This window comes from Pelagerythrobacter aerophilus (genome assembly GCF_003581645.1).
Classification (GTDB): Bacteria; Pseudomonadota; Alphaproteobacteria; order Sphingomonadales; family Sphingomonadaceae; genus Pelagerythrobacter; species Pelagerythrobacter aerophilus.
Map to the genome: position 1 here is coordinate 256444 of NZ_QXFK01000016.1, position 24472 is coordinate 280915.

21 protein-coding genes and 1 tRNA gene are annotated in these 24472 nt (G+C 66.9%); 12 read left to right on the forward strand and 10 right to left on the reverse strand.

What is annotated here, in order from left to right:
• Positions 1-121: 121 nt before the first annotated feature.
• From truA to D2V04_RS09565, 3 genes are all read right to left on the reverse strand, one after another.
• Complete coding sequence (gene truA / locus D2V04_RS09555; protein ID WP_119513409.1) at positions 122-862, reverse strand: tRNA pseudouridine(38-40) synthase TruA; 741 nt, start codon at positions 860-862, stop codon at positions 122-124.
• 121 nt (positions 863-983) lie between these two features.
• Complete coding sequence (fmt, locus tag D2V04_RS09560) at positions 984-1889, reverse strand: methionyl-tRNA formyltransferase (protein ID WP_119513411.1); 906 nt, start codon at positions 1887-1889, stop codon at positions 984-986.
• Positions 1890-1894: 5 nt separating this feature from the next.
• The gene (locus tag D2V04_RS09565; protein ID WP_119513413.1) at positions 1895-2110 is read right to left on the reverse strand and encodes a hypothetical protein; all 216 of its coding nucleotides are present in this window, start codon (positions 2108-2110) and stop codon (positions 1895-1897) included.
• Between the two features lie 43 nt (positions 2111-2153).
• On the opposite strand from D2V04_RS09565, the gene recR reads away from it, so the two are divergent.
• From recR to alaS, 11 genes are all read left to right on the forward strand, one after another.
• Positions 2154-2750 (forward strand): recombination mediator RecR, encoded by a 597-nt coding sequence (recR, locus tag D2V04_RS09570; RefSeq protein ID WP_119513415.1) that lies wholly within the window; start codon positions 2154-2156, stop codon positions 2748-2750.
• A 52-nt stretch (positions 2751-2802) separates the two neighbouring features.
• On the forward strand, positions 2803-3369 hold the full coding sequence (locus D2V04_RS09575) for a peptide deformylase (RefSeq protein ID WP_119513417.1): 567 nt from the start codon (positions 2803-2805) through the stop codon (positions 3367-3369).
• 95 nt (positions 3370-3464) lie between these two features.
• The gene (locus D2V04_RS09580; protein WP_119513590.1) at positions 3465-4784 is read left to right on the forward strand and encodes a hypothetical protein; all 1320 of its coding nucleotides are present in this window, start codon (positions 3465-3467) and stop codon (positions 4782-4784) included.
• Positions 4785-4842: 58 nt separating this feature from the next.
• Complete coding sequence (smpB, locus tag D2V04_RS09585; protein ID WP_119513419.1) at positions 4843-5325, forward strand: SsrA-binding protein SmpB; 483 nt, start codon at positions 4843-4845, stop codon at positions 5323-5325.
• A 97-nt stretch (positions 5326-5422) separates the two neighbouring features.
• Complete coding sequence (locus D2V04_RS09590; RefSeq protein ID WP_324186865.1) at positions 5423-6139, forward strand: DUF2062 domain-containing protein; 717 nt, start codon at positions 5423-5425, stop codon at positions 6137-6139.
• Complete coding sequence (locus D2V04_RS09595) at positions 6139-8583, forward strand: hybrid sensor histidine kinase/response regulator (RefSeq protein ID WP_119513421.1); 2445 nt, start codon at positions 6139-6141, stop codon at positions 8581-8583. Before D2V04_RS09590 ends, D2V04_RS09595 begins: the two co-directional genes overlap by 1 nt.
• Before the next feature lie 85 nt (positions 8584-8668).
• Entirely contained in the window at positions 8669-10180 is a 1512-nt protein-coding gene (locus D2V04_RS09600; RefSeq protein WP_119513423.1) for a DUF4139 domain-containing protein, read from the forward strand.
• A gap of 13 nt (positions 10181-10193) precedes the next feature.
• Positions 10194-11786, forward strand: a complete 1593-nt coding sequence (locus D2V04_RS09605; RefSeq protein ID WP_119513425.1) for a DUF4139 domain-containing protein — start codon at positions 10194-10196, stop codon at positions 11784-11786.
• 145 nt (positions 11787-11931) lie between these two features.
• On the forward strand, positions 11932-12990 hold the full coding sequence (gene recA, locus D2V04_RS09610) for a recombinase RecA (protein ID WP_119513427.1): 1059 nt from the start codon (positions 11932-11934) through the stop codon (positions 12988-12990).
• Positions 12991-13188: 198 nt separating this feature from the next.
• A complete protein-coding gene (locus tag D2V04_RS09615; protein WP_119513592.1) occupies positions 13189-14019 on the forward strand; it encodes a class I SAM-dependent methyltransferase in 831 nt (276 codons plus the stop codon).
• A gap of 72 nt (positions 14020-14091) precedes the next feature.
• On the forward strand, positions 14092-16761 hold the full coding sequence (gene alaS, locus D2V04_RS09620; RefSeq protein ID WP_119513429.1) for an alanine--tRNA ligase: 2670 nt from the start codon (positions 14092-14094) through the stop codon (positions 16759-16761).
• Between the two features lie 6 nt (positions 16762-16767).
• Here alaS and D2V04_RS17935 read toward each other — a convergent pair whose 3' ends face one another.
• From D2V04_RS17935 to cpdR, 6 genes are all read right to left on the reverse strand, one after another.
• Complete coding sequence (locus D2V04_RS17935; protein ID WP_182849718.1) at positions 16768-16938, reverse strand: hypothetical protein; 171 nt, start codon at positions 16936-16938, stop codon at positions 16768-16770.
• 58 nt (positions 16939-16996) lie between these two features.
• The gene (locus tag D2V04_RS09625; protein ID WP_119513431.1) at positions 16997-18760 is read right to left on the reverse strand and encodes a cation:proton antiporter domain-containing protein; all 1764 of its coding nucleotides are present in this window, start codon (positions 18758-18760) and stop codon (positions 16997-16999) included.
• Positions 18761-18822: 62 nt separating this feature from the next.
• The gene (locus D2V04_RS09630) at positions 18823-20478 is read right to left on the reverse strand and encodes a carbon-nitrogen hydrolase family protein (RefSeq protein WP_119513433.1); all 1656 of its coding nucleotides are present in this window, start codon (positions 20476-20478) and stop codon (positions 18823-18825) included.
• Between the two features lie 61 nt (positions 20479-20539).
• Positions 20540-21760: an NADP-dependent isocitrate dehydrogenase gene (locus D2V04_RS09635; protein ID WP_119513435.1), complete on the reverse strand. Its 1221-nt coding sequence runs from the start codon at positions 21758-21760 to the stop codon at positions 20540-20542.
• A 159-nt stretch (positions 21761-21919) separates the two neighbouring features.
• A tRNA-Val gene (locus D2V04_RS09640) sits at positions 21920-21994 on the reverse strand.
• Between the two features lie 82 nt (positions 21995-22076).
• Entirely contained in the window at positions 22077-22466 is a 390-nt protein-coding gene (gene cpdR, locus D2V04_RS09645) for a cell cycle two-component system response regulator CpdR (protein WP_119513437.1), read from the reverse strand.
• A gap of 97 nt (positions 22467-22563) precedes the next feature.
• Between cpdR and D2V04_RS09650 the strand changes: the two genes are divergently transcribed.
• Positions 22564-23508 carry an N-formylglutamate amidohydrolase gene (locus D2V04_RS09650; protein WP_119513439.1) on the forward strand — a complete coding sequence of 315 codons (945 nt, stop codon included), beginning with the start codon at positions 22564-22566 and terminating at the stop codon, positions 23506-23508.
• Positions 23509-23680: 172 nt separating this feature from the next.
• Here D2V04_RS09650 and D2V04_RS09655 read toward each other — a convergent pair whose 3' ends face one another.
• The gene (locus tag D2V04_RS09655; protein WP_119513441.1) at positions 23681-24463 is read right to left on the reverse strand and encodes a SapC family protein; all 783 of its coding nucleotides are present in this window, start codon (positions 24461-24463) and stop codon (positions 23681-23683) included.
• Positions 24464-24472: the final 9 nt, after the last annotated feature.

Sequence of the window (24472 nt, forward strand, 5' to 3'; positions counted from 1 at the left end):
GGCATCGCCTCCTCCGAATGAACGGTTTTGGTTTGCAACCCTCCCTAGCGGCGTTCGGGGCCGGGCGCGAGACCTGTCTTGAGCATACCCAAAAAACGAATAACGGGCGGCTCGCGGAGATCTAGGGATAGACCGCGCGCACGAAATAGAGCCCGCTCGGCGGAGCGTTGAGGCCCAGCGCTTGCCGGTCTCGCGCCGCCAGCGCCTCGGCCACCTGCTCTTCCCGCCAGCGGCCCATGCCGACGAGTGCGAGGCAGCCGACCATTGATCGCACCTGATGATGGAGGAAGCTGCGCGCCTCGGCCTCGATCAGCACCTCCTCGCCCGCGCGCCGCACGGCGAGGCGGTCGAGCGTCTTGACCGGGCTCGCCGCCTGGCAATGGGCGGAGCGGAAAGTGGTGAAGTCGTGCTTGCCGATCAGCGCCTGCGCCGCGCGGTGCATGGCATCGGCATCGAGTGGCTGCGGCACCTGCCACGCGTGGTCCTTGTCGAGCGTGAGCGGCGCGCGCCGGTTGACGATCCGGTATTCGTAGGCGCGCCCGATGCAACTGAAGCGCGCGTGCCAGTCGTCCGGCACGATTGCGCAGGCGATCACCGCGATCGGATCGGGGCGGAGGAGGGCGTTGAGCGCCTCCATCAGCCGGAACGGCTCGAACGGCTTTTCGATATCGACATGGCTGCGCATGGCGAGCGCGTGGACGCCGGTGTCGGTGCGCCCTGAGGAATGGAGCGTCGCCTCCTCGCCCGTCACCGCATGGACGGCGCGCTCGACCGCTTCCTGCACGCTCGGCCCGTGCGGCTGGCGCTGCAGGCCCATGAACGGCGTACCGTCGAATTCGAGGGTGAGGGCGAAGCGGGTCAAGTTCGTATTCCGACCGAGTTGCCCGTCATCCCCGCGAAGGCGGGGATCCAGCTAACATTTTCGCCAGCCCCATAAGGTAGCTGGGCCCCCGCCTTCGCGGGGGTGACGGATAAGGGAGGTTTCATTCCACCAACGTCCCCGCCGGCACCGCTTTTCCGCGCAGGAACGCCGCGACGTCCATCGCCGGCTTGCCCGCGCGTTGAATGCGGGTCGGGCGCAGGGCGGCGTAGCTGCAGGCGATGGTGAGCTCGTCGTCGAGCGTCGTGCCTGGCTTCCCCTCGCGCGCGACCACCTCCGCTTTCAGCACCTTGATCCGCTCGCCGCCGAGGGTGAACCAGGCGCCGGGGAAGGGGGCCATGGCGCGGACCTGGCGCTCGATCGCTTCGGCATCGCCCGTCCAGTCGATCCGCGCCTCGGCCTTGTCGATCTTGGCCGCATGGGTCGCCTGCAGGTCGTCCTGCGGCACGGGCTGGAGCGCAGGGAGATCGATCAGCGTGCCGACCATCAGGTGCGCGCCGATTTCGGCCAGTTCCTCAGTCAGTTCGCCCGCGGTCTTGTCCTCGACCGGCGTGCGTGCGGTGGCGAGCATCGGGCCTGTGTCGAGCCCGGCTTCCATCTGCATGATCGTGATTCCCGTCACCGCATCGCCTGCGAGGATCGCGCGCTGGATCGGCGCCGCACCGCGCCACCGGGGCAGCAGGCTGGCGTGGATGTTGAGGCAGCCGTAAGTCGGCACGTCGAGCACGGCTTGCGGCAGGATCAGCCCGTAGGCGGCGACAATCGCCACCTCCGGCTTGAACGCCGCGAATTCCGCCTGCGCTTCGGCCGATTTCAGCGAAGCGGGGTAGCGCACGGGAATGCCGCGCGTCTCGGCCTCGCGCTGGACAGGCGAGGGCTGGAGCTTCTTGCCCCGGCCCGCCGGGCGCGGCGGCTGGGTATAGGCCGCGACCAGCGTGTGCCCCGCCTCCGCCAGCGCCGCGAGGGCGGGGACGGCGAATTCGGGCGTTCCCATGAAGACGATGCGCATCGTGGTCAGTCTTTGGCAATGAATTGGGTGAACTTGACCACTACCCAACCGATGATCGAACCTAGCACAAGGATCGCTAACCCTCCAAGGAGATCAGTGCGATCCAGGTCGGTTTGATCATTGAAGAGAAAATCAACCCATGCCCACAGATTCAAGAGTAAGGCACCGATCACGAACAGCACCACAACAACTAGCGCGAGATTGGCGTTGAGCTTCTTCATGAAATGCTTTCCGTTGCCTTAGCGAGGCCCTATCTCCCGCCCCATGGCATCGCAAGAGATCGAGAACCTCGCATCGGCGCTCGCGCGGCTGCCCGGGCTCGGGCCGCGCTCGGCACGGCGGGCGGTGCTGTGGCTGCTCAAGCGGCGCGAGACGGCGCTGGACCAGTTGCTCGGCGCCATGGCCGAAGTGCGCGACAAGCTGGTCGAGTGCCCGGTCTGCGGCAATATCGACACCCGGGCCCCGTGCGGCATCTGTGCCGATCAGCGGCGCGATGCGCGGGCGATCTGCGTGGTGGAGGACGTCTCCGATCTGTGGGCGCTCGACCGAGCGAAGCTGTTTACCGGCAAGTACCACGTGCTCGGCGGCCGCCTCTCGGCGCTCGACGGAGTGCGGCCGGAGGACCTGACCATCGGCGCGCTGCTCGAAAGAGTCGGGCAGGGCGGGGTGGACGAGGTCGTGCTCGCCATGAACGCCACGCTGGAGGGGCAGACCACCGCGCATTATCTGGCCGAGCGGCTGGAGGATTTTCCGGTGCGCGTGACCCAGCTCGCGCATGGCCTGCCGGTGGGCGGGGAGCTCGACTATCTCGACGACGGCACACTGGCGCAGGCGCTGCGGGCGCGGCGACCGGTGGGGTAGCGCACCGAAAGCTCACTTGTCGTTTGCGCCGGGCCGCACTATTTTAGGGCGTATGGCCATCCGTGAAATTCTCGAAGTGCCGGATCCCCGGCTCAAAGTCGTGTCCGAACCGGTCGCTGCGTTCGACGGCGAGCTCAAGACGCTCGTCGAAGACATGTTCGAATCAATGTATGCCGCGAACGGCATCGGTCTCGCCGCGATCCAGGTCGGCGTGCCCAAGCGCGTGCTGGTGATCGACATCCAGCCCGAGGACCCGGATGCCGAGCCCGAAGTGTGCGACCATGGCGGGCACCAGCATACCCACCAGCCGACGAAGAACGAGCCGCGGATCTTCGTGAACCCGGAAATTCTCGATCCGGCGGACGAGCTGGCGACCTATCAGGAAGGGTGCCTCTCGGTGCCCGACATCTACGCCGACGTCGATCGCCCGGCGACCTGCCGCGTGCGCTGGCAGGATCTCGAGGGCAACGTCCACGAAGAGCAGATGGAGGGTCTGATGGCGACCTGCATCCAGCACGAGATGGACCACCTCGAAGGCATTCTCTTCATCGACCACCTGAGCCGTCTCAAGCGGCAGATGGCGCTGAAGAAGCTGCAGAAGCTGCGCCAGGCCGCCTGACGCCGGGCTTCGCGGCCCTCACCGACATCGACCGAGTTGCGCAAGCGGGCGGGGCTGTTTAGGCCCCTGCCTTCGCACGGGCGAGGGAGGTGATGATGCGCAAGGGATTGTCTGTTCTGGCGGCACTGGCGCTGGGCGCCTGTGCGACGGGCCCGGACGGGCCGGCCGATACGCTCGATGCGATCGCCGACGATTACCTGCTCCTCCAGCTCACCATCGGTGAGAAGGAAGAGGGTTATATCGACGCTTATTACGGCCCCGAGGACGTCCGCACGCAGGCAGAAGCCGAGGCCGCGGGGCAGACCCTGCCGATGCTCGCCGCCCGCACCAAGGCGCTGGAGACGCGCGCGGCCCAATTCGCCGACGACGGCGCTCCCGGCGACAGCCTGGAGGAACGGCGCGCACGGTTCCTGGTCGCGCAGCTTACCGCGGCGGGCACGCGGCTCAGGATGATGCAGGGCGAGAAACTGTCGTTCGCCGACGAGGCCGAGGGGCTGTTCGGCGTGCGGCCCGAGCTGCCGCCGCTCGAGAGCTTCGACCCTTTGCTGGCGCGGATCGAGCGGCTGGTGCCGGGCAAAGGGCCGCTGTGGCAGCGGATCGACACCTTCCAGAAACGTTTCGACATGCCGGCGGACCGCGTGCGCCCTGTGATGGATGCGGCGATCGCGGAGTGCAAGCGGCGCACGCTCGACCATATCGCGCTGCCCGAAGGCGAGAGCTTCACGCTCGCGCTGGTGACCGACAAGCCGTGGAGCGGCTACAACTACTACCAGGGCGACTATCATTCGAAGATCGAGGTCAACACCGACCTGCCGGTGCGGCTCGACCGCGCGATCGATCTCGGCTGCCACGAGGGTTATCCGGGCCACCACGCGTTCAACTCGCTGCTCGAGCGCGAGCTGGTGAACGGGCGCGGATGGCAGGAATTCTCGGTCTATCCGCTCTATTCGCCGCAGTCGCTGATCGCCGAGGGCTCGGCCAACTACGGGATCGATCTCGCCTTCCCGGGCGAGGAGGACGTAGCCTTCACCCGCGATGTGTTGGCGCCGATCGCCGGGCTCGCGGACCTCGACGTGGAGCGCTACATCGCGCTGCGTGACGCCATGCAGGAGCTGGGGCCGGCGCGCTACACGATTGCCTCGCAGTATCTCGCCGGCGAGATCGACGCGGCGCGCGCGACCGAGCTGCTGCAGCGCTACCAGCTCGTCTCGCCGGAACGGGCGAAGCAGTCGCTCGATTTCATCGACACCTACCGCAGCTACATCATCAACTACGGGCTGGGTCACGACATGGTGCAGGCCGCGATCGAGGCGGGCGACGCAGGCGAGGACGTGCGATGGGAGCGGATGGAGCATCTGCTCCGCGAACCGACACTGCCGGCGGACCTCGTGGCGATGGCGCAGCAGGCGGAATAGCGTCCGGCGCCGCGGGGGCTTTCCCCGGCGCGCGCGAACGCCTACATGGCGCGGCCTTATGGCCCGTCCCAAACCCGCCACGTTCGACAAGCAGAAGACCGTCGCCGAGAACCGGCGCGCGCGGTTCGATTATTTTATCGAGGACAAGTTCGAGGCCGGAATCGCGCTGCAGGGCACCGAGGTGAAGTCGCTGCGGGCCGGCGAGGCCTCGATCGCGGAAAGCTATGCCGAGGTCCGCGACGGGCAGGTGTGGCTGGTCAACGCCAACATCCCCGAATTCAGTCACGGCAACCGCTTCAACCACGAGCCGCGCCGGCCGCGCAAGCTGCTGCTCCACACACGCGAGATCGAGAAGCTGTTCGGCGCTGTCGAGCGCAAGGGCATGACGCTGGTTCCGCTGAGCGTCTATTTCAACGCGACCGGCCGCGCGAAAGTCGAACTCGCACTCGCCAAGGGCAAGCAGGCGCAGGACAAGCGCCAGACGATCAAGGACCGCGACTGGAAGCGCGACAAGGCCCGCCTGCTGCGCGAGAACCGCTGACGGACCTCCGTCATCCCGGCGAAAGCTGGGATCGCGTGCCGCACCGTACGACCTGTCGGATAGCGATCGCAGCTTTCGCTGGGATGACGAGATCGTGTTGTGTTCACCCGCTGGCTATTCGCGGCCTGCTACCCATATCGCCCGCAATGACCGCTTCACCAGATTCCGCGCCGCCCCACTTGCCCTCGGCCTCCTGCGCGAGCATTGCGGCGGCGAGATCATGATGCGCAAACCTTCCAAGACTTTCCTCGCCGACTGGCTGCGCAAGAACATGCCCACGCGAGAGGACATGGCGCAGAACAAGTACCTCGCGCCAATCGCGCACCGGTTTCTCAGCCCGGAGCTATGGCGGTTCACGCGGCGCTCCGTGCCGCGCGGTGTCGCGCTGGGGCTGTTCGCGGCCTTCATCGTGCCTGTCGGGCAGATTTTCCTGGCGGCGTTTCTCGCGCTCCCGGCCCGTGCGAATGTGCCGCTTTCCGCGGTCGTCACTTTCGTCACCAACCCGTTCACGCTCGCGTTCTGGCTGGTCGTCGCGAACAAGGTCGGCGCCTTCGTGCTCAAGGTGGACGCGGCGACCGTGGGCGTCGCCAACGACGAGCTTGCCAGCGGACGCTGGGAGGGATGGGCGCTCGGTGCGGTCGAGGTCGCGGGAGTGACCGCCTTCGGCTTCATCGTACTGGCGCTCTGCTCGGCGGCAGCCGGCTATCTCATATCCAGCGTGGTCTGGCGCTTTGTCGTCGCCCGCAAGCGCAAGCGGCGGCTGCGGCAGATGGAAGCGCGGCTCGACCGGCGCCTGGGGGCGCAGGAAGGCTGATGGCCGGGCCGATCGGGCAGGGGCAGGGGCGACTGTCGCTTGCCACGTGGATCGCCGCCGCCCTGGTGGTGAGCGCGCTGCTGATCTGGCTCGCGACCGGCGATGGCATGCTCACGCTCGGCTATGCGGTCGGCCTCGCCGCGCTCATGGCCGCAGGATATGCGTTCTCGCGGATGCGCACGGGTCCGGGCGAGGCGGCTTTTGCCCCGCCCGACTGGTCGGTGACCGTCGCCGCGATCGAGCAATCGGACATGGCCGTCGCGCTGACCGACCGCGCCAACCGGCTGGTCTGCGCCAACCGTCTCTACGGCGACTGGTTCGGCATCGCGCACGCGCCGCCGAACCTCGATCTCGACCGTCCCTCGCTCGAGCGGCTGGTGCGCGCCGCGCGGGAGGCATGGCGCGACGGCACGTCGTCCGTGGATCTGCTGGAGCGCGAGGATGGCAGCGGCTCGTGGCGGGCGGAGACCGAACGCGCGGGGCGCGGCGACGACTATCTGGTCTGGCGTTTCACCGCGCTGACGCTGGAAGATCCGGTGGCGCGGTTCGCGGAGTGGATCACCGGCCCGTTCGGTGCCGTGCTCTCGAACGCCGGGATCGAGACGGCGATCGTCGGGACCGACGGCACGATCCGCGCCGCCAGTGCCGGCTTCGCCGCGCGCGCGACCGGGGATGCAGCGGCGACGCTGGCAGGGCAGGAATTCGTGGCGCAGCTCCGCTCCGACAGCCGCGAGCGGATCTATTTCGCGCGCGAGGGGCAGCGCGGCACGCCGCAGATGCTGATCCAGGTCTCGCTCGCCGATCCCGACGCGGCGCGCCCCGCGCGGGCCGACGAGGCGCCCTCACTCATGATGCTGGTGGAAAGCGGCATCGGCATCGGCGGCGGCTGGGAAGGCGTCGGCCAGGCGGCCACGCCGCAGCTCGAGGCGCTGCTCGGCGCGCTGCCGCTGGGTCTGGCGATGACCGACCGCGACGGACGTTTCCTGTTCGCCAACGAGGCTTTCCTCCGCGCGGCGGAGATCGAGCGGGAAGGGCTGCCCTCGTTTCCGTCCGACCTCGTGGTCCGGGAAGACAAGAGCGCGCTGGCCGATGCGGTGCGGCGCTTCGCCCGGGGGTCGATCGCCAGCGCGGACATGGCGGTTCGGCTGCGGCATCAGCCCGACGAGCCGGTCTCGCTCGGCCTCGCCGGCGTGCGCGGACTGGGCGAGGCCGCGGTCTTGCTGAGCCTGGTCGACACGACCGAGGAAACGCGCCTCAAGCGCCAGGTCGCGCAGGCGACCAAGATGCAGGCGGTCGGCCAGCTCGCCGGCGGCGTGGCGCACGATTTCAACAACGTGCTGACCGCGATCATCGGCTACTGCGATCTCATGCTGCTGCGCCACACGCCGGGCGACAGCGATTACGACGATATCCAGCAGATCCGCGCCAACTCGAACCGCGCGGCGAGCCTGACGCGCCAGCTCCTCGCCTTCAGCCGTCAGCAGACGCTCCGGCCCGAGGTCCTGCAACTGCCCGACGTGGTGAGCGAGGTCAGCCAGCTCCTGAAGCGGCTGCTGGGCGAGAAGATCGCGTTCAAGGTCCACCACGACCGCGATCTGGGCCCGGTGCGCGCCGATCCGCAGCAGCTCGAGCAGGTGATCGTCAATCTCGCGGTCAATGCGCGCGATGCCATGCAGGCGCGCGGCGACGGGACCGGCAGGCTGACGCTGGCGACGCGGCGGGTCACGGCGGCGGACGTGCGCAAGATGGGGTCGGACATCATCCCGGTCGCCGATTATACCGTGCTGGTGGTCCAGGACACCGGCGGCGGTATCCCGGCCGAGCTGATGGGCAAGATCTTCGAGCCGTTCTTCACCACCAAGGAACAGGGCAAGGGGACCGGGCTGGGGCTTTCGACCGTCTACGGCATCGTCAAGCAGTCGGGCGGGTTCATCTTCTGCGACAACCTGGTCGGGGTCGACGGCCGTCCGCAGGGTGCGCGGTTCACGATCTATCTGCCGGTCCACGGAGGCGGCGCGCCGCACGAGCCGCGGCCGGCACCCGACGAGCCGCAGGCGACCAGCGAATGGTCGGGCGGCGGCCGTGTGCTGCTGGTCGAGGACGAGGACATGGTCCGCGCGGTCGCCGAGCGGGCGCTGTCGCGGGCGGGCTACAGCGTGACGACCGCGGTCGACGGAGAAGAGGGCCTCGCCGCGATCGCCGAGGGCGGCGAGTTCGATCTCGTGCTGAGCGATGTCGTCATGCCCGGGATGGACGGCCCGGCAATGGTCCGCGCGATCCGCAAGGTGCGGCCGAACCTGCCGGTACTGTTCATGTCGGGCTACGCTGAGGAGCAGCTCCGCAGCGAGATCGACCTTGCCGACATGCATTTCATTGCCAAGCCGTTCAGCGTGCAGGAAATCGGCGACAAAGTCGCGCAAGTCCTCGGCGCCGTGCACCGCTAGGGGGCGATTGGCGGTGGACCGCCTGGTTCACGCGCCGTAAACCCCTCCTCGGCAACGTCCACGGACTTGGTAGGGGAGGGTTCGCATGAAGACGTATCGCTTGTTGGCCGCATTCGGAGCGGCCCTGCCGCTTGCGCTTCTCGCCACCGCTGCGCCGGCGCAGACCGATCCCGACGAGACCGCGCAGGGCGACGTTTCCGTCACGATCTACAACAACGGCCAGGCGCTGGTGCAGGACGTGCGGCAACTGCCGATCGCGCAAGGGCGCAGCCGGATCGAATTCCCCGACGTCTCGGCGCAGATCCGGCCGGAGACGCTCAGCTTCGCCGCCGATGGTGCGGCGATCGTCGAGCAGAATTTCGACTTCGACCTCCTGACCCCGACCAAGCTGATGGAGAAGGCGATCGGGCAGACGGTGACGCTGGTGCGAACCAATCCGGCGACCGGCGTCGAGACGCGCGAGCGCGCGACTGTGCTTTCGACGGCCGGCGGCGTGGTGGTGAAGATCGGCGACCGCATCGAGGTGCTGCGCGACGACGGATTGCCGGTGCGCGCCGTGTTCGACCGGGTGCCGCCCAATCTGCGCGCCCGCCCGACGCTCTCGGTCACGGTCGAGAGCGACCGCGGCGGCAGGCGCCCGGCCTCGATCCGTTACCTCACCCCCGGGCTCGGCTGGTCGGCCGACTACGTCTCGCTCTACGACGAAGCGACCGGCGCGATCGACATGCAGGGCTGGGTGACGCTGACCAATCAGACCGGTACGACTTTCCATCGGGCCGACACGCTGCTGGTCGCCGGAAGCCCGGGATCGGCGGCGCCCGGTAATCGGCGCTATCCGCCGGCGCCTCCGCCGCGGCCGGGCATGGTTCGGCCGGGCACGGAGAGCTCAGGCCGCGAGCAGGTCGGCGAGTTCTATCTCTATCCGATCGAGGGCCGCACCACGATCGCCAACAACCAGACCAAGCAGGTCAGCTTCCTCGACGTGCAGGGCGTGCCCGCGCGCAAGGTCTATGCGCGTACCGTCGGCTGGCTCGCAAACGACGATGCGCCGGTGAACGTCTCGAGCGAGATTGCATTTTCGTCCTTGCGGCAGGGCGGGCTCGGCGATGCGCTGCCGGCGGGGACCGTGCGCTTCTACCAGCGCGACAGCCAGGGCACGCCGCAGTTCATCGGCGAGAGCGCGATCGGCCACACGCCGATGGGCAGCGAGCTTTCGCTGCGCACCGGCGACGCGTTCGATATTTTCGTGCAGGCCGAGGTCGAGAGCCGCGAGCGGATCACCGCGGCCGAATGGGAGCGCAGCGCCCGCTATCGCGTGATCCGTGACGGTCAGGTGGTCGAGCAGCTCGAGGTCGAGCGGCCGAAGGACTTCTACCGCACGACGATGCGCTACACGCTGACCAACGCCAAGGCCGCGCCGGTCGAGGTGGATCTGGTGCAGGCAGGGCTCGACCGCGGCTGGTGGGGCAACGACTTCCGCGTCGTCAGCGAGGATATTCCGGGCGAGCAGCTCAATGCCGATCGGCGCAAGTGGGTCGTCCCCGTGCCGGCCGAGGGCGAGCGCGTGGTCCGCGTGACTTACGAAACGCGGTACTGAGCGGCGGCGGGCGATGCGGCATGCCGCATTCCTCCTTGCGCTGATCGCCGCCTCGGCCGCGGCGCAGGCACGTGAGACGGTCGATGCCTCGGCGCCGGGCGCGCTGGCGGTTACCATCTATCGCGATCCCGAGCGCGGACCGGACGAGGCGATGAACCGCACCTTCCCGCGCGGATTCGCGATGATCAGCGAGACGCGCACCGTCACCCTGCCGCCGGGCGAGAGCACGGTGCGCTTCGAAGGCGTGGCGGAAGGGATGGTGGCGGTCTCCGCGATCGTCACCGGCCTCCCGGGCGGGACCGTCGAGAAGAACCGCAATGCGGAGCTGCTCTCCCCCGCGGCGCTGGTGAACGGCATGCTCGGCAACCGGGTGACGATCACGCGCACCAATCCGGCCACGGGTGAGGCGAAAAGCGAGGAAGCGATCGTCCGCACCCGTGCCGACGGCGGACTGGTGCTGCAGACGGGCGAGGGCTTCGAGGCGGTGCGCTGCGCCGGCCTGCCCGAGAAACTGACCTTCGACCGCGTTCCCGCTAGGCTCTCGGCGCAGCCCGTGTTCTCGATCGACACCCGCGACACGAGCGGCGGCACCTACCAGGTCGTGCTGACCTATCTTGCCTGGGGTTTCGACTGGCAGGCGAACTACGTCGCGACGCTGGGCAAGGGCGACGGCAGGGGCGGGGTGGAACTCGGGCTGACCTCGTGGCTCACGCTGCTCAACGACAATGCCCAATCGTTTTCCGATGCCGAGCTGATGGCAGTGGCGGGCCGGCTCAACGTCGAGAGCGACTACGAGAGCTTGGCTGAACCGCCTCGTGCGGAGCCGCTGCGGCTGACCTGCTATCCGATCGGCAGCACGGCGAGAGGCTCGCCGGTCGGTTATCTGCTTCCGCCCCCTCCGCCCCCTCCGCCCGCGCCACCTCCGCCGCCAACCGCCGACGCGATCGTCGTCACCGGATCGCGCGTGCAGAGCATGGAAGCGGCCCCCGCGATCATGGCGGCCGAGGAGGAACTCGGCGATCTCAAGCTCTACCGGGTGCCGGAGCCGGTCACTGTTGCGGCGAAGGGCCTGAAGCAAGTCGCCTTCCTGCAGAAGGACGAGATCGAGGGCGAGCTGATCTACGAGATCGGATGCGCGGCGAATCGCGAGAGCGAGGAGGAGTTTCGCGCGGCCCAGCGGCTGCTGGCGACGGTCAACGACGAAGCCCACGGTCTCGGCGTCGCGCTGCCGTCGGGCGGGGTCGCGGTGTTCGAACCATCGTCGCGTGGTCCGCTGCTGGTCGGGGAAGAGCGCCTGCGTGACCATGCAAGTGGGCAGGACGTAGAGATCGCGCTCGGCACCAGCAGCCGGGTGCAGATAGCCTGCACGCGCACGAGCAAGCACGATCCGGCGAGCAAACCGGAGAAGTGGGTGCGGATGGAGGCGGAGCTCGCCAACGCGCTCGGTCATCCGGCGCGCTTGCGCATCCGGCTGGGCTCGGCGGCGGATTGGGAAGTCCGCGGCCGCGGGCTCCGGATCAAGGATGGCGAGCGGGTGATCGAGACGACGATTCCCGCCAATTCGGATCGGAAAATTCGCTGGCGAGTCCGTTCGGCGCACCGCTGATCGGCCAGAACCGGCGGAATTCCGCCATCCTGCGGCTCTACGAAAAAATTTCTGTTCCACTCTTGTTCTGTTGGAACAAAGAGGATACATAGCGCATCAGTCGATAACGGGAACGAAGCCCTAGGCAAGCGAAGGAGCCCATGCGATGGCGGCCGAACTGAAGCTGGTTGAGAAGGAAAGCAACGTGGACCGTCAAAAGGCGCTCGACGCCGCACTGGCACAGATCGATCGCGCATTCGGCAAGGGTTCGGCGATGAAGCTGGGCCAGAAGGAAGCGATGCAGGTCGAAGCGATTTCGACGGGCTCGCTCGGCCTCGATATCGCGCTTGGCGTGGGCGGCCTGCCCAAGGGCCGGGTGATCGAGGTCTATGGGCCGGAAAGCTCGGGCAAGACGACGCTTGCGTTGCACGTGATTGCCGAGGCGCAGAAGAACGGCGGCACCGCCGCTTTCGTCGATGCCGAACATGCGCTGGATCCCGTCTATGCCAGGAAACTGGGCGTCGACATCGACGAACTGATCGTCTCGCAGCCCGACACGGGCGAGCAGGCGCTCGAGATCACCGATACCCTGGTGCGTTCGAACGCGATCGACGTGCTGGTGGTCGACTCGGTTGCCGCGCTGGTTCCGCGCGCCGAGATCGAGGGCGAGATGGGCGACAGTCACGTCGGCCTTCAGGCCCGCCTGATGTCGCAGTCGCTGCGCAAGCTCACCGGATCGATCAGCCGTTCGAAGACCATGGTGATCTTCATCAACCAGCTTCGGATGAAGATCGGCGTTATGTACGGCAATCCGGAAACGACCACCGGCGGCAATGCGCTCAAGTTCTACGCCAGCGTGCGGCTCGACATCCGCCGCACCGGGCAGATCAAGGATCGCGACGAAATCGTCGGCAACTCGACCCGGGTGAAAGTGGTCAAGAACAAGGTCGCCCCGCCGTTCAAGCAGGTCGAGTTCGACATCATGTACGGCGAAGGTATCTCGAAGATCGGCGAGATTCTCGATCTTGGCGTCAAGGCGGGCATCGTGGAGAAGTCGGGCAGTTGGTTCAGCTACGACTCGATCCGCATCGGCCAGGGCCGCGAGAACGCCAAGCAGTACCTCAAGGAAAACCCAGAAGTTTGCGACAGGTTGGAAGCCGCCATCCGCGGCCGGACCGACGAGGTCGCCGAGGAAATGATGACGGGTCCGGACGCGGACGACTGACATCATCGCCTCAAGCGGGTGCCGCAGGGCGCCCGGGAAAACGGGAAACCGGCGCGCGCATCCATACGGAGGCCGCGCCGGTTTCTCTTTTGGTCTGAAGGCCTGCTGCGATAGGAGATGCTTCATCCCGACCAAGTGCACCGTCCGCGCTCGGGCTGCGCCACGCCGAGTCGGGCCGCGAACGAGGAGCGAGCATCCATGACGGACCGGGCGGAATGGGAAGGGCGCGTCGGGCGCACCTGGGCGGCTGAGTGGCAGCGCACCGACCGCAGCTTTGCGGCTTTGACCGAACGCCTGCTAGGCGCCGCGACGGATGCTGCCTTTGCGCAGGCGCTCGATATCGGCTGCGGGGCGGGCGAAGTCTCGCTTGCACTCGCCCGCGCCAACCCCAGCGCACAGGTGATCGGAGTCGACGTCAGCGACGAACTCCTCGCCGCGGCGCGGGTGCGGGGCGCGGATCTGCCGAACCTCGCTTTCGAGCTGGGCGACGCCGCGGGCTGGACGCGTGCCGGCGTCGCCCCCGATCTTCTCGTATCGCGGCACGGCGTGATGTTCTTTCCCGAGCCGGTCGCGGCCTTCGCCCATTTCGCCGACGTCGCAGCAGCGGATGCGCGGCTCGCTTTCACCTGCTTCCGCGACCCGTCGGAGAATGCTTGGGCGAGCGGGCTTGCAGCGCTGCTGCCTCCGGGGTTGGGCGCGCCGCCGCCACCTGGTGAGCCCGGCCCTTTTGCTTTCGCCGACAAAGCGTACGTCGAGCGCATTCTCACCGAAGCTGGCTGGCGCGACGTGACGTTCGAAGCGGTCGATTTTCCGTATGTCGCAGGGGCGGGCGATGATCCGGTCGAGGACGCGCTTTCATACTTCCTCGTCATCGGCCCCGCTGCACGCGCTGCGGCGCAGATGGAGGAGCACGAACGTGCCGCCTTCGCCGAGCGGCTACGTGGGTTCCTGCGCGATCATCTCGAGAACGGCCGCGTCGCGCTGCAAGCGGGCGCCTGGCTGGTCACGGCGCGCGCGTCAGTGCGCTGATCGTCCGTCTGGCCTGGGGGAATGCACCTTAATCCGCTTGTCGCACCGCGCTCCAGCAACTAACTGCGCTGCATGATTTCGACCAACGACGTTCGCCGGTCCTTCATCGACTATTTCGCGCGTGCGGGCCACGCGCCGGTGCCGAGCGCGCCGCTGGTGCCGTACAACGATCCCACGCTGATGTTCGTCAATGCGGGCATGGTGCCGTTCAAGAACGTGTTCACCGGGCTCGAAGCACCGCCCGCCTCGACCGCCGTGTCGAGCCAGAAATGCGTGCGCGCCGGCGGCAAGCACAACGATCTCGACAACGTCGGCTACACCGCCCGGCATCACACGTTCTTCGAGATGCTCGGCAACTTCTCGTTCGGCGACTACTTCAAGGAACAGGCGATCGAACACGCCTGGACTCTGCTGACGAAGGAATGGGGCCTCGCGCCCGAGAAGCTCACCGCCACCGTCTATCACACCGATGACGAGGCGTTCGACCTGTGGCGCAAGATCTCGGGCCTGCCGGAGGAGCGGATCATCCGCATCGCGACGAGCGACAACTTCTGGTCGATGGGCGACACCGGCCCCTGCGGCCCGTGCAGCGAGATCTTCTACGATCACGGCGAGCACATTCCGGGCGGCCCGCCGGGCTCTCCCGACGAGGATGGCGATCGCTTCATCGAGATCTGGAACCTCGTGTTCATGCAGTTCGAGCAGTCGGCCGGCGGCCCGCGCACCGAGCTGCCCAAACCCAGCATCGACACCGGCATGGGCCTCGAGCGCATCGCCGCTGTCATGCAGGGCGTGCACGACAATTACGACATCGACACCTTCAAGGTGCTGATCGCCGCAAGCGAAAGCCTGACCGGCGTTCCTGCCGAGGGTGAGCGCCGCGCCAGCCACCGCGTCATCGCGGATCACCTGCGTTCCAGCGGCTTCCTGCTCGCCGACGGTGTGCTGCCGTCGAACGAAGGCCGCGGCTATGTCCTGCGCCGCATCATGCGCCGCGCGATGCGCCATGCGCACCTGCTCGGGGCCGAGCAGCCGCTGATGCACCGGCTCGTGCCGACGCTCGTCACCGAGATGGGCCAGGCCTATCCCGAGCTTCAGCGCGGCCAGGCGCTGATCGAGGAAGTGCTCGAGCGCGAGGAGACGCAGTTCCGCCGCACGCTCGACAAGGGCCTGCGGCTGCTCGACGAAGAAACCGCCGGACTGGGTGAGGGCGGCGAACTCGAAGGCGAGACGGCGTTCAAGCTCTACGACACCTACGGCTTTCCCTACGATCTCACCGAAGATGCTCTGCGCGCGCGGGGCATCGGGGTCGACCGCGCCGGGTTCGAAGCGGCGATGGAGCGCCAGAAGCAGGCCGCCCGCGCCGCATGGAAGGGCTCGGGTCAGGCCGCCGACAGCGAGCTGTGGTTCGACATTGCCGAGCGCGAGGGCAGCACCGAATTCACCGGCTATTCCGCCACCGAAGGCGAAGGCTCCGTTATCGCGATCGTCCGCGACGGTGCCGAAGTCGATTCAGCCGGCACCGGCGACGAAGTCCTGGTCTTGACCAACCAGACCCCGTTCTATGGCGAGAGCGGCGGGCAGAGCGGGGATGCCGGCACGATCTCCACGCCGGAAGGGCTGCGGATCGCGGTCACCGATACTTCCAAGCCGCTGGGCCGTCTGCACGCGCACCACGGCCGGATCGAGAGCGGGAAAGTCGCGGTCGGCGACAACGTGCATCTGACCGTCGATGCCGAGCGGCGCGACCGAATCCGCGCGAACCACTCGGCGACCCACCTCGTTCACGCGGCGCTGCGCAATCGGCTCGGCGATCATGTGACGCAGAAGGGCTCACTGGTCGCAGCCGACCGCTTCCGCTTCGATTTCTCGCACCCCAAGCCGCTGACCGATGAGGACATCGCCGCGATCGAGGCCGAGGTGAATGCCGAGATCCGCGCCAACGAGGAAGTCGCGACACGCCTGATGAGCCCCGACGATGCGGTCGCGGCCGGAGCGCTCGCGCTGTTCGGGGAGAAATACGGCGACGAAGTGCGCGTCCTCTCGATGGGCCGCAAGGCCGACGGCACACGCCATTACTCGGTCGAGCTGTGCGGCGGCACCCACGTGCGGGCGACCGGAGACATCGGCCTGTTCCGCATCGTTTCGGAAAGCGCGGTTTCCTCCGGCGTGCGCCGGATCGAGGCCCTGACCGGCGAAGCCGCGCGCCAGTGGCTGGTCGGCCGCGAAGAGGCGCTGAAGGCCATCGCCGGCACGATCAAGGCCGCCCCCGAAGAGGTCGAGGCGCGCGTCGCCGCCCTGGTCGAGGAACGCAAGCGGCTCGAACGCGAACTCGCGGAGGCGAAGAAGCAGCTTGCGCTCGGCGGCGGCGGTGCTGCTGCTGGCCCAGGAGTCGCAGACGAGGACGTGGGCGGCGTGAAGTTCTCCGGCCAGGTGCTGAGCGGCCTCAACCCCAAGGACCTGCGCGGCCTGCTCGACGAGGCGAAAAAGCGCCTAGGCTCGGGCGTCGCAGCCGCGGTTGCGGTGAATGACGGACGCGCGGCAATTGCGGTGGGCGTGACGGACGACCTCGCCGGCCGCTTCGACGCCATCGCGCTCGTGCGCAAAGGCGTGGAAGCGCTGGGCGGCAAAGGCGGCGGCGGCCGCGCGGACATGGCGCAGGGTGGCGGGCCCGATGGTGCGAAAGCGGAGGACGCCATCGCCGCCGTAAAGGCCGCTCTTGCCGAGACCGTCTCCGCCTGAGGCCCGCTACCGCCTGACGCTACTGGACCCGCGGGTCTCGGGCTCGCTTCCGCGCGGCAGGTCGCGCCCGCGGGCATCGGCCGGCTGGTCCGCGCCGCGCTTCTGCTCCTCGGCCACATTCTGGGGCTTGAACTTCTCTTCGTTGGGTTCCGGTTTCGCCGGGTTGCGGTCGGCCATCTGAATTCTCCTTCCATCGCTCAACGCATGGAGCGCGGGAGAGTTCACGATTCCTCGTTCAGCCGGCCTCGGCTGTCGTCGTACGCAACTTGGGCTTGTACTGGAGCGCGCCTTCCTCGCGGATCTGTTCGCGAAACTGGTCGCGCTTCTCGTGAATGGAGGCGATCACGGGACCCATCGGGACGCCGATATCCGCCAGCACCGCTTCGGATAGCTGGAGTGAGCTTTCGAGCGTTTCCGGGACCGCATGGGTGGCGCCTGCACGATAGAGTCCGGCGGCGTCCCTCGAATCGCGGGCGCGGGCGACGATGAGGAGGTCTGGATACTGCCGGCGGATCTTCTGAACGAGCCGCTGGACGAGAACCGGCTCGTCCATCGTCAGAACCACGGCCAGCGCATTGCCGAGCCCTACCCTTTCGAGCGCATCGCGGCGCGAGGCGTCGCCATAGAGCACACGGTAGCCGTCGCGCTTGGCGCGATCGGCGATATCCACATCGGAATCGAGCGCTATGTACGGCTGATCGTGGACCGTCAGCATGTCCGCCACCAGGCGGCCGACACGCCCCGACCCGACCACGATCACGCGCGGATCCTCGCTGTATTCGGGCGGCAGTTCCGGCACGCTGTCGATGCGCCGGGCGACCGCGCGCCCGATCTTGGCGAGTATCGGGGTGATAGTGAGGCCGATGGCGGTCACGATCTGCCAGAACTGCGCCGTGCCGGGCTGGATCAGCAGCGCGGAGGTCGCGGCGGCGAGCACGATCAGCGTCGTCTCCGAGGGGCTGGCCATCATCATGCCCGTTTCCGCAGCCGTGCTCCGGCGTGCCCCCATGAGGCGCAGGAGCAGGCCGGTGACCAGCGTCTTGAAGCCCAGCACCAGCACCACCGCGAGCGCGATCGCGCCGATGTTCTCCCAGATCGTGGTCAGGTCGATGCTCATGCCAACGGTGATGAGGAAGATGCCGAGCGCGAGGCCCTTGAACGGTTCGATGATCGCTTCGACTTCGCCGTAATACTCGGTCTCGGCGATTAGCAGGCCCGCTATGAGCGCGCCGACGATCGGCGAAAGGCCGACGACCGCGGTCGCAAGGCTGGCGCCGATCACGACGAGCAGGCTGGCCGCCAGGAACAGTTCGGGGCTCTTGGTCCGGGCGGCTTGCGCGAACAGTCGGGGCAGGGCGATGCGGCCCACGACGAGCAGCGCGACGATCACCAGCCCGCCTTGCCACAGGGTGCCGACGAGCCCTTCCCATCCCTCTGCCTGCGCATTGGGCGCCATGGCGCCCAGCAGGAAGATGATCGGAACGATCGCGATATCCTCGAACAGCAGCATCGACAGCGCGGCCCGCCCGACGGGGGTGTGCGTGCCCGAGATCGGTAGCACGATCGCGGTCGAGGACAGTGCCAGGGCAAGGCCGAGCCCGATCGCACCGGTCCAGTATTGCCCCATCATGGAGAGGGCGATGGCGATGCACGATCCGATGATGGCGAGCTCCAGCGCACCCAGCCCGAAGACGAGTTTTCGCATCTGCCACAATCGGTTGAATGACAGTTCGAGACCGATTGTGAAGAGCAGCAGGATGATCCCGAACTCGGCGAATGGCGCCAGGACCTCGGGGTCGCTGATCGTTATATGGCCGAGCAAGGGGTACTCGTAGATCAGCTTGCCGAGCCCGAACGGCCCGACCGCGATGCCGATCAGAATGAAGCCGATGACCGGGGTGATCCGGAAGCGGGTGAAGACCGGGATCACGATGCCCGCCGCGCCGAGGATGACCAGAGCATCCGTGAGTGCGGGGGAAGGTGCGATCTCTCCGGCCATTGAATTTCACCTAACGGCGGCCGCAGCCGTTGTCACGGCAATCGCGCGCCGGGAATTTGTCGTCAGCCTCCGCCGACGGTGGAGGGGCCGAGCGGCTCGCGGCGGGGCCGGGGCTTGCCGGGGTGTTCGCCGGCCTCGTCCCACTCGATGCGGTAGAGGTCGAAGCGGCGGTCGGCGAGATTGCGCACCGTGCCCTCGGCGCGCGCCCACGACAGGTCGGCCAGGTTGATGTCGCTGATCGTCAGCGTCTCGACATTCTCGCTCGCCTCGGCCGCCACGCCGTCGCGCGCGAAGGGGAAGTCGCAGGGCGTGAGAATGCAGCTCTGCGCGTACTGGATGTCCACGTTACCGACGTTGGGCAGGTTGCCGACATTGCCGGAAAGGACGACGAAGCACTGGTTCTCGATCGCACGTGCCTGCGCGCAATAGCGTACGCGCAAGTACCCCTGCCGACTGTCGGTACAGAAGGGCACGAAAATGATCCGCGCGCCTTCGTCCGCGAGACGCCGGGCCAGTTCGGGAAACTCGCTGTCGTAGCATATCAGGACGCCGATCGGCCCCACGTCCGTAGGGATCACGTCGATGCTGTCGCCGCCGCGGATGTTCCACCAATAACGCTCGTTCGGCGTTGGATGGATCTTCTCCTGCTCGTGCACCGATCCATCGCGCAGGCACACATAGGCGACGTTGTGGATGTCGCCGTCTTCCATGCGCGTCGGATGCGATCCGGCGACGATGTTGATGTTGTAGCGCATCGCCATGTCGGAGATGTCCGCCTTGATACGGGGGGTATACTCCGAAAGCCGCTCGATCGCTTCGACCGGCGAGAGCTGCTTCTCCTCGAAGCTCAATAACTGAAGAGTGAAGAGCTCGGGAAAGACGATGAAGTCCGACTCGTAATCGCTTGCAACATCGACGAAATACTCGACGGCGCGGTGGAACTCCGCATAGTCCGCCACTGCGCGCGCCTGAAGCTGACAGGTCGCCACGCGCACCGCCTCGACGCCGCGTGGGAGGCGCTTCTTCACCGGCTGATCGCGCTCCACGTAGGGATTGCGCCATACCATCAGAACGGCATTCGCCTCCGATTTCTTGTCCTCGGGCAGGTAGCCATGCATGATCCGTGCGGGCTCGAAGCCGTTGGCGAGCTGGAAGCGCAGGACCGGGTCATGGATCTTTGCCGCGACGACTTGCTCGAGATAGTCGTCCGGTCCGTCCACCTTGCGCTTGTTGCGTCGGTAGTTCGGCATGCGGCCGGCGAAGACGATGCCGGTCAGGTCGCGCTCCTCCGCCAGCGCGCGGCGTTCCTCGTAGAGCCGCCGGCCGATGCGCACGCCGCGCACTTTGGGGTCGACGCACATCTCGTAGCCGTAGAGCCAGTCGCCGGTCGGATCGTGCCGGCTGCCGAAGCCATTGCCGGTGATCTCGTCCCAGTCGTGATCCTGGAACGCCAGTGTCTCGGCGATCTGCATCGTCGCGCAGTAGCCGACGACCTCGTCGTCGAGCAGGGCGACGAAGCAGCCTTCGGGAAAATTGTTGATCTGCCCGCGGATCTCGCCGTGCGTATAGGCGGGCATGTCCTCGTAGACTCGGCGGACGAGCGCGGCGATCCCGCGCACGTCCTTGGGCCGGGCGTTACGTATCTCCAGCCGCCGCTTGCCGAATTTCTCGGATGCCTTGCGGCGTGCCGGCTGCTTCTTCTTCGGTGCCCTGGCCACTGATGTCGTTCCCCCTTCCGTCACTGTCTGTAGTCAATGACGGAAGGGGGCAAACGTTTCATCAGGCCCAGTTGGCCATCTCCGCTTCGAGGTTGTTCACGATCGCCTCGAAGAACTGCTCGGTGGTGAGCCAGCTCTGGTCGGGGCCGATCAGCAGCGCGAGGTCCTTGGTCATCTGGCCGCGCTCGACGGTCTGGATGCAGACGCGCTCGAGGGTTTCGGCGAACTTCACCACGTCGGGCGTGCCGTCGAACTTGCCGCGGTACATCAAGCCCCGGGTCCAGGCGAAGATGCTGGCGATCGGGTTGGTGCTGGTCGCCTTGCCCTGCTCGTGCTGGCGATAGTGGCGGGTGACGGTGCCGTGCGCCGCTTCGGCCTCGACGGTCTTGCCATCGGGCGACATCAGGACGCTGGTCATCAGGCCGAGCGAACCGAAGCCCTGGGCCACGGTGTCGGACTGTACGTCGCCGTCGTAGTTCTTGCAGGCCCAGACGAACTTGCCGTTCCACTTGAGCGCGGAGGCGACCATGTCGTCGATCAGGCGGTGCTCGTAGGTGATGCCGGCCTTGTCGAACTTGTCCTTGAACTCCGCGTCGAACACTTCCTGGAACAGGTCCTTGAAGCGGCCATCGTAGGCCTTGAGGATCGTGTTCTTGGTCGAGAGATAGACCGGCCAGCCGCGGTCGAGACCGTAGTTGAAGCTGGCGCGCGCGAAGTCGCGGATCGAATCGTCGAGATTGTACATCGCCATCGCGACGCCGCTCGACTGGAATTCGAACACGTCGAGGTCGATCTTCTCGCCGTTCTCGCCTTCGAATACCAGGCGCAGCTTGCCCGCGCCGGGGATGAGCGTGTCGGTCGCACGATACTGGTCGCCGAACGCGTGACGGCCGACGACGATCGGATCGGTCCAGCCCGGCACCAGCCGCGGCACGTTGTCGATCACGATCGGCTCGCGGAAGACGACGCCGCCCAGGATGTTGCGGATCGTGCCGTTAGGGCTGCGCCACATCTTCTTGAGGCTGAATTCCTCGACCCGCGCCTCGTCCGGCGTGATGGTCGCGCACTTCACGCCGACGCCGTGTTCCTTGATCGCATTGGCCGCATCGACGGTGATCTGGTCGTCCGTCTCGTCGCGCTTCTGGATCGACAGGTCGTAGTACTTCAGGTCGACATCCAGGTAAGGGAGGATTAGCCGCTCGCGGATCCATTCCCAGATGATGCGCGTCATCTCGTCGCCGTCGAGTTCGACGATGGGGTTCTTGACCTGAATCTTCTGCATGTGTGCCCTATCTGTCTGGATGGTTTGCGCGGGCTTTAGCAGAGGCGGGGGAGGGCGCAAGGGAAGCTACCGGACGCGGCGGAGGCGAACGCGCCGAGATCATCGCAGATGCAGAAAAGGCGCCGCAATCGCGGCGCCTTTCGTAGCTTAGTCAGCCGATGGTGGGCGTAGGAAGGATTGAACTTCCGACCCCTGCGATGTCAACACAGTGCTCTACCACTGAGCTATACGCCCAAGCCATCGATTGTGCCGCGGCGAGCGGCAGGCGCGCCATCTAGCGATTGGGTCAATGCCGCGCAAGCCCTCATTCTCACGGTCAGACCGTCGCGTGCAGACAGTCCTCGAACACGCGCTCGATCTCGAGCACGAGGTCGCGCAGATGGAACGGTTTTGAGAGGATCTTCGCCTGCGGCTGCTCGCGGCTGACTCGCAGCGTGACCGCGGCGAATCCGGTGATGAACATCACCTTGGTCCGCGGACTGACTTCGTTGCAGCGCTGCGCGAGTTCGATCCCGTCCATCTCCGGCATGACGATGTCCGACAGCAGGAGGTCGAAGTGCTGCGATTCGAGCAGCGGAACGGCCCGCGTTCCGCGATCGACCGCCGTCACGTCGTAGCCGGCATTTTCCAGCGCGCGGGCGAGATAGCCGCGCATCGCCTCCTCGTCTTCGGCGAGGAGTATTCGGAGGCCGTTGCGTTCGCTCATGGGAGTTCGCTTAGCGCCCGCCGCTTAAGAAATCTTTCGCCTTGTCGACACTGCCCTGCTTTGACACATCGTTGCTAACGGTCCAGCAAGGATGCGAATGGACGAGCGCGATTCCAGCGGGTGCGGCGAGCGGGTCTCGGGCGGGGCGATCCCCGGTACCGTCGAGCCGTCGTTCACGCTGGAGATGCCCCGTCAGACGCCGATCCCGGTGCTGATCGCAGCGCCGCACGCCGGTCGCTGCTACCCCGAAACCCTGAGGGAACGCATGCGCGATCCCGAATACAGCGCGCTGCGGCTGGAAGACCGCTACACCGATCTGCTCGCGCGCGACATCGCTGCCGCCACGGGTGCCGCGCTGCTCGTCGCGCATGCGCCGCGGGCCATGCTGGACCTCAATCGCGCTTGCGACGACATGGACTGGTCGATGGTCTCCGGCGGCGCTCCCAGGAAGACGCGCCATTCGGCGCTCAACCGCCGGTCGCGCAGCGGACTGGGCCTCGTGCCGCGCCGACTCGGCGGGCTGGGGGAGATCTGGAAGGGGCCGATCGACCGGGACGAGCTCGATGCGCGCATCGAGGGAATTCATCGCCCCTACCACGCACAGCTGGCCGGCGCGCTGGAGACCCTGCGCGATCGCTGGGGCGCTGCGCTGCTGATCGATCTCCATTCGATGCCGCCGCTCAGGCCCCGCTTTCCCGGCGACCGCACCGCGGAGTTCGTGCTCGGCGACCGGTTCGGCGCCTCATGCGAGCCCGCACTGGCGGCGCAAGGGCTTGGATACTTCGCGCGGTTGGAGCGGCGCACGGCGCACAACCGACCCTATGCGGGCGGTTATATTCTCGACCGGCACGGCGCGCCGGCGCGTGCCATCCATGCCTTGCAGCTCGAAATCTGCCGGTCGAGCTATCTCGATGCGCGGCTGGCGGAGACCTCTGCGCGCATGCCTGCGGTCGCGCGCCTGCTGATCGGACTCGTCCGGGAACTTGGCGATGCGGTTGCCGCGCTCGGAAGGAACGGGGCCCTTCCACTCGCTGCCGAATAAAAAACCACCTCGTGCTAAATGCACGAGGTGGCCAAGGTTCAGGGAGGAGGTGCACCGCAGTGCACCGATCGGAACAGGCTATGAGGGGAGCGCCGTTCCGATACCGATGAAATAGGTTGCAGGCCGGGATGTTTCAACCCCGGCTATCGCGAGACGATCTCGTGTTGTCGCCTCAGTTCGTTGCGGCGGGTGCCAACTCGGGGCCTTTGCCCTGCTGTTGCTGGCGGGCGAAGATCGCGCGCATCAGGTCCAGCGAGAACATGTGCGCGTAAATCAGCGCGAGCAATCCGTTCTGGCACCACGTGCGCAGCACGTCGCCGCGCACTTCGCGCAGCTTTTCCTGATTGATCATCTGGAAACCACGATAGACGTACGGACGATCGGGATTGTCCTGCAGGGAGATCGCGATCTCGCCATCCATCAGCAGGTCGTGCTTCTTCAGTTCCTCGATGAAAGCCTTGGTCCGCTGACCGGCTTCCTCGAAGTGCTGGCAGAACTCGAGCGCGCGCTTGGTCGCGTCGGCCGGCTGACCCTCACCGTCGAACAGGGCTTCGCCTTCGGAGAATTCGCCGAGCGAGTCCGTGGTCGGGTCGAAGCAGAGCGACAGCTCTTCCGAATCCGGCTGCAGCTTGGCGAGCATGAACGGATAGCGGCGAATGTAAGCCGGGAGATAGACCGGCTCGTTCACCTTGCCCTCTTCATCGACGAACGTGTTCACACCCTCGTTCAGGCCCATGAGCGCGAGCGGCAGCGGGTTTTCGCCCGAGGAGAAGACGATCGGATAATCGCGCTGCGCCTGGACGAATTCGTCCACCGTCAGCGGGATCGCATGTTGGGTGCTCAGCCACTTCGCGGAATCGATGCCCTTGCTGTGCCACTTCGCATGATCGCGGCTGTTGAGGGGCATGAGGTCGTTGTAGAACAGGGGCAGGTTGGGCTGCGGCGGGCTGGCCATGGATTCTCT

Coding starts and splice junctions, on each gene's coding strand:
- D2V04_RS09600 (WP_119513423.1), top strand. CDS start 8,669: ATGAAGACGTATCGCTTGTTGGCCGCATTCGGAGCGGCCCTGCCGCTT.
- D2V04_RS09635 (WP_119513435.1), bottom strand. CDS start 21,760: ATGCAGAAGATTCAGGTCAAGAACCCCATCGTCGAACTCGACGGCGAC.
- cpdR (WP_119513437.1), bottom strand. CDS start 22,466: ATGAGCGAACGCAACGGCCTCCGAATACTCCTCGCCGAAGACGAGGAG.
- fmt (WP_119513411.1), bottom strand. CDS start 1,889: ATGCGCATCGTCTTCATGGGAACGCCCGAATTCGCCGTCCCCGCCCTC.
- D2V04_RS17935 (WP_182849718.1), bottom strand. CDS start 16,938: ATGGCCGACCGCAACCCGGCGAAACCGGAACCCAACGAAGAGAAGTTC.
- D2V04_RS09625 (WP_119513431.1), bottom strand. CDS start 18,760: ATGGCCGGAGAGATCGCACCTTCCCCCGCACTCACGGATGCTCTGGTC.
- recR (WP_119513415.1), top strand. CDS start 2,154: ATGGCATCGCAAGAGATCGAGAACCTCGCATCGGCGCTCGCGCGGCTG.
- D2V04_RS09650 (WP_119513439.1), top strand. CDS start 22,564: ATGGACGAGCGCGATTCCAGCGGGTGCGGCGAGCGGGTCTCGGGCGGG.
- smpB (WP_119513419.1), top strand. CDS start 4,843: ATGGCCCGTCCCAAACCCGCCACGTTCGACAAGCAGAAGACCGTCGCC.
- D2V04_RS09595 (WP_119513421.1), top strand. CDS start 6,139: ATGGCCGGGCCGATCGGGCAGGGGCAGGGGCGACTGTCGCTTGCCACG.
- D2V04_RS09615 (WP_119513592.1), top strand. CDS start 13,189: ATGACGGACCGGGCGGAATGGGAAGGGCGCGTCGGGCGCACCTGGGCG.
- D2V04_RS09565 (WP_119513413.1), bottom strand. CDS start 2,110: ATGAAGAAGCTCAACGCCAATCTCGCGCTAGTTGTTGTGGTGCTGTTC.
- alaS (WP_119513429.1), top strand. CDS start 14,092: ATGATTTCGACCAACGACGTTCGCCGGTCCTTCATCGACTATTTCGCG.
- recA (WP_119513427.1), top strand. CDS start 11,932: ATGGCGGCCGAACTGAAGCTGGTTGAGAAGGAAAGCAACGTGGACCGT.
- D2V04_RS09580 (WP_119513590.1), top strand. CDS start 3,465: ATGCGCAAGGGATTGTCTGTTCTGGCGGCACTGGCGCTGGGCGCCTGT.
- D2V04_RS09655 (WP_119513441.1), bottom strand. CDS start 24,463: ATGGCCAGCCCGCCGCAGCCCAACCTGCCCCTGTTCTACAACGACCTC.
- D2V04_RS09605 (WP_119513425.1), top strand. CDS start 10,194: ATGCGGCATGCCGCATTCCTCCTTGCGCTGATCGCCGCCTCGGCCGCG.
- D2V04_RS09575 (WP_119513417.1), top strand. CDS start 2,803: ATGGCCATCCGTGAAATTCTCGAAGTGCCGGATCCCCGGCTCAAAGTC.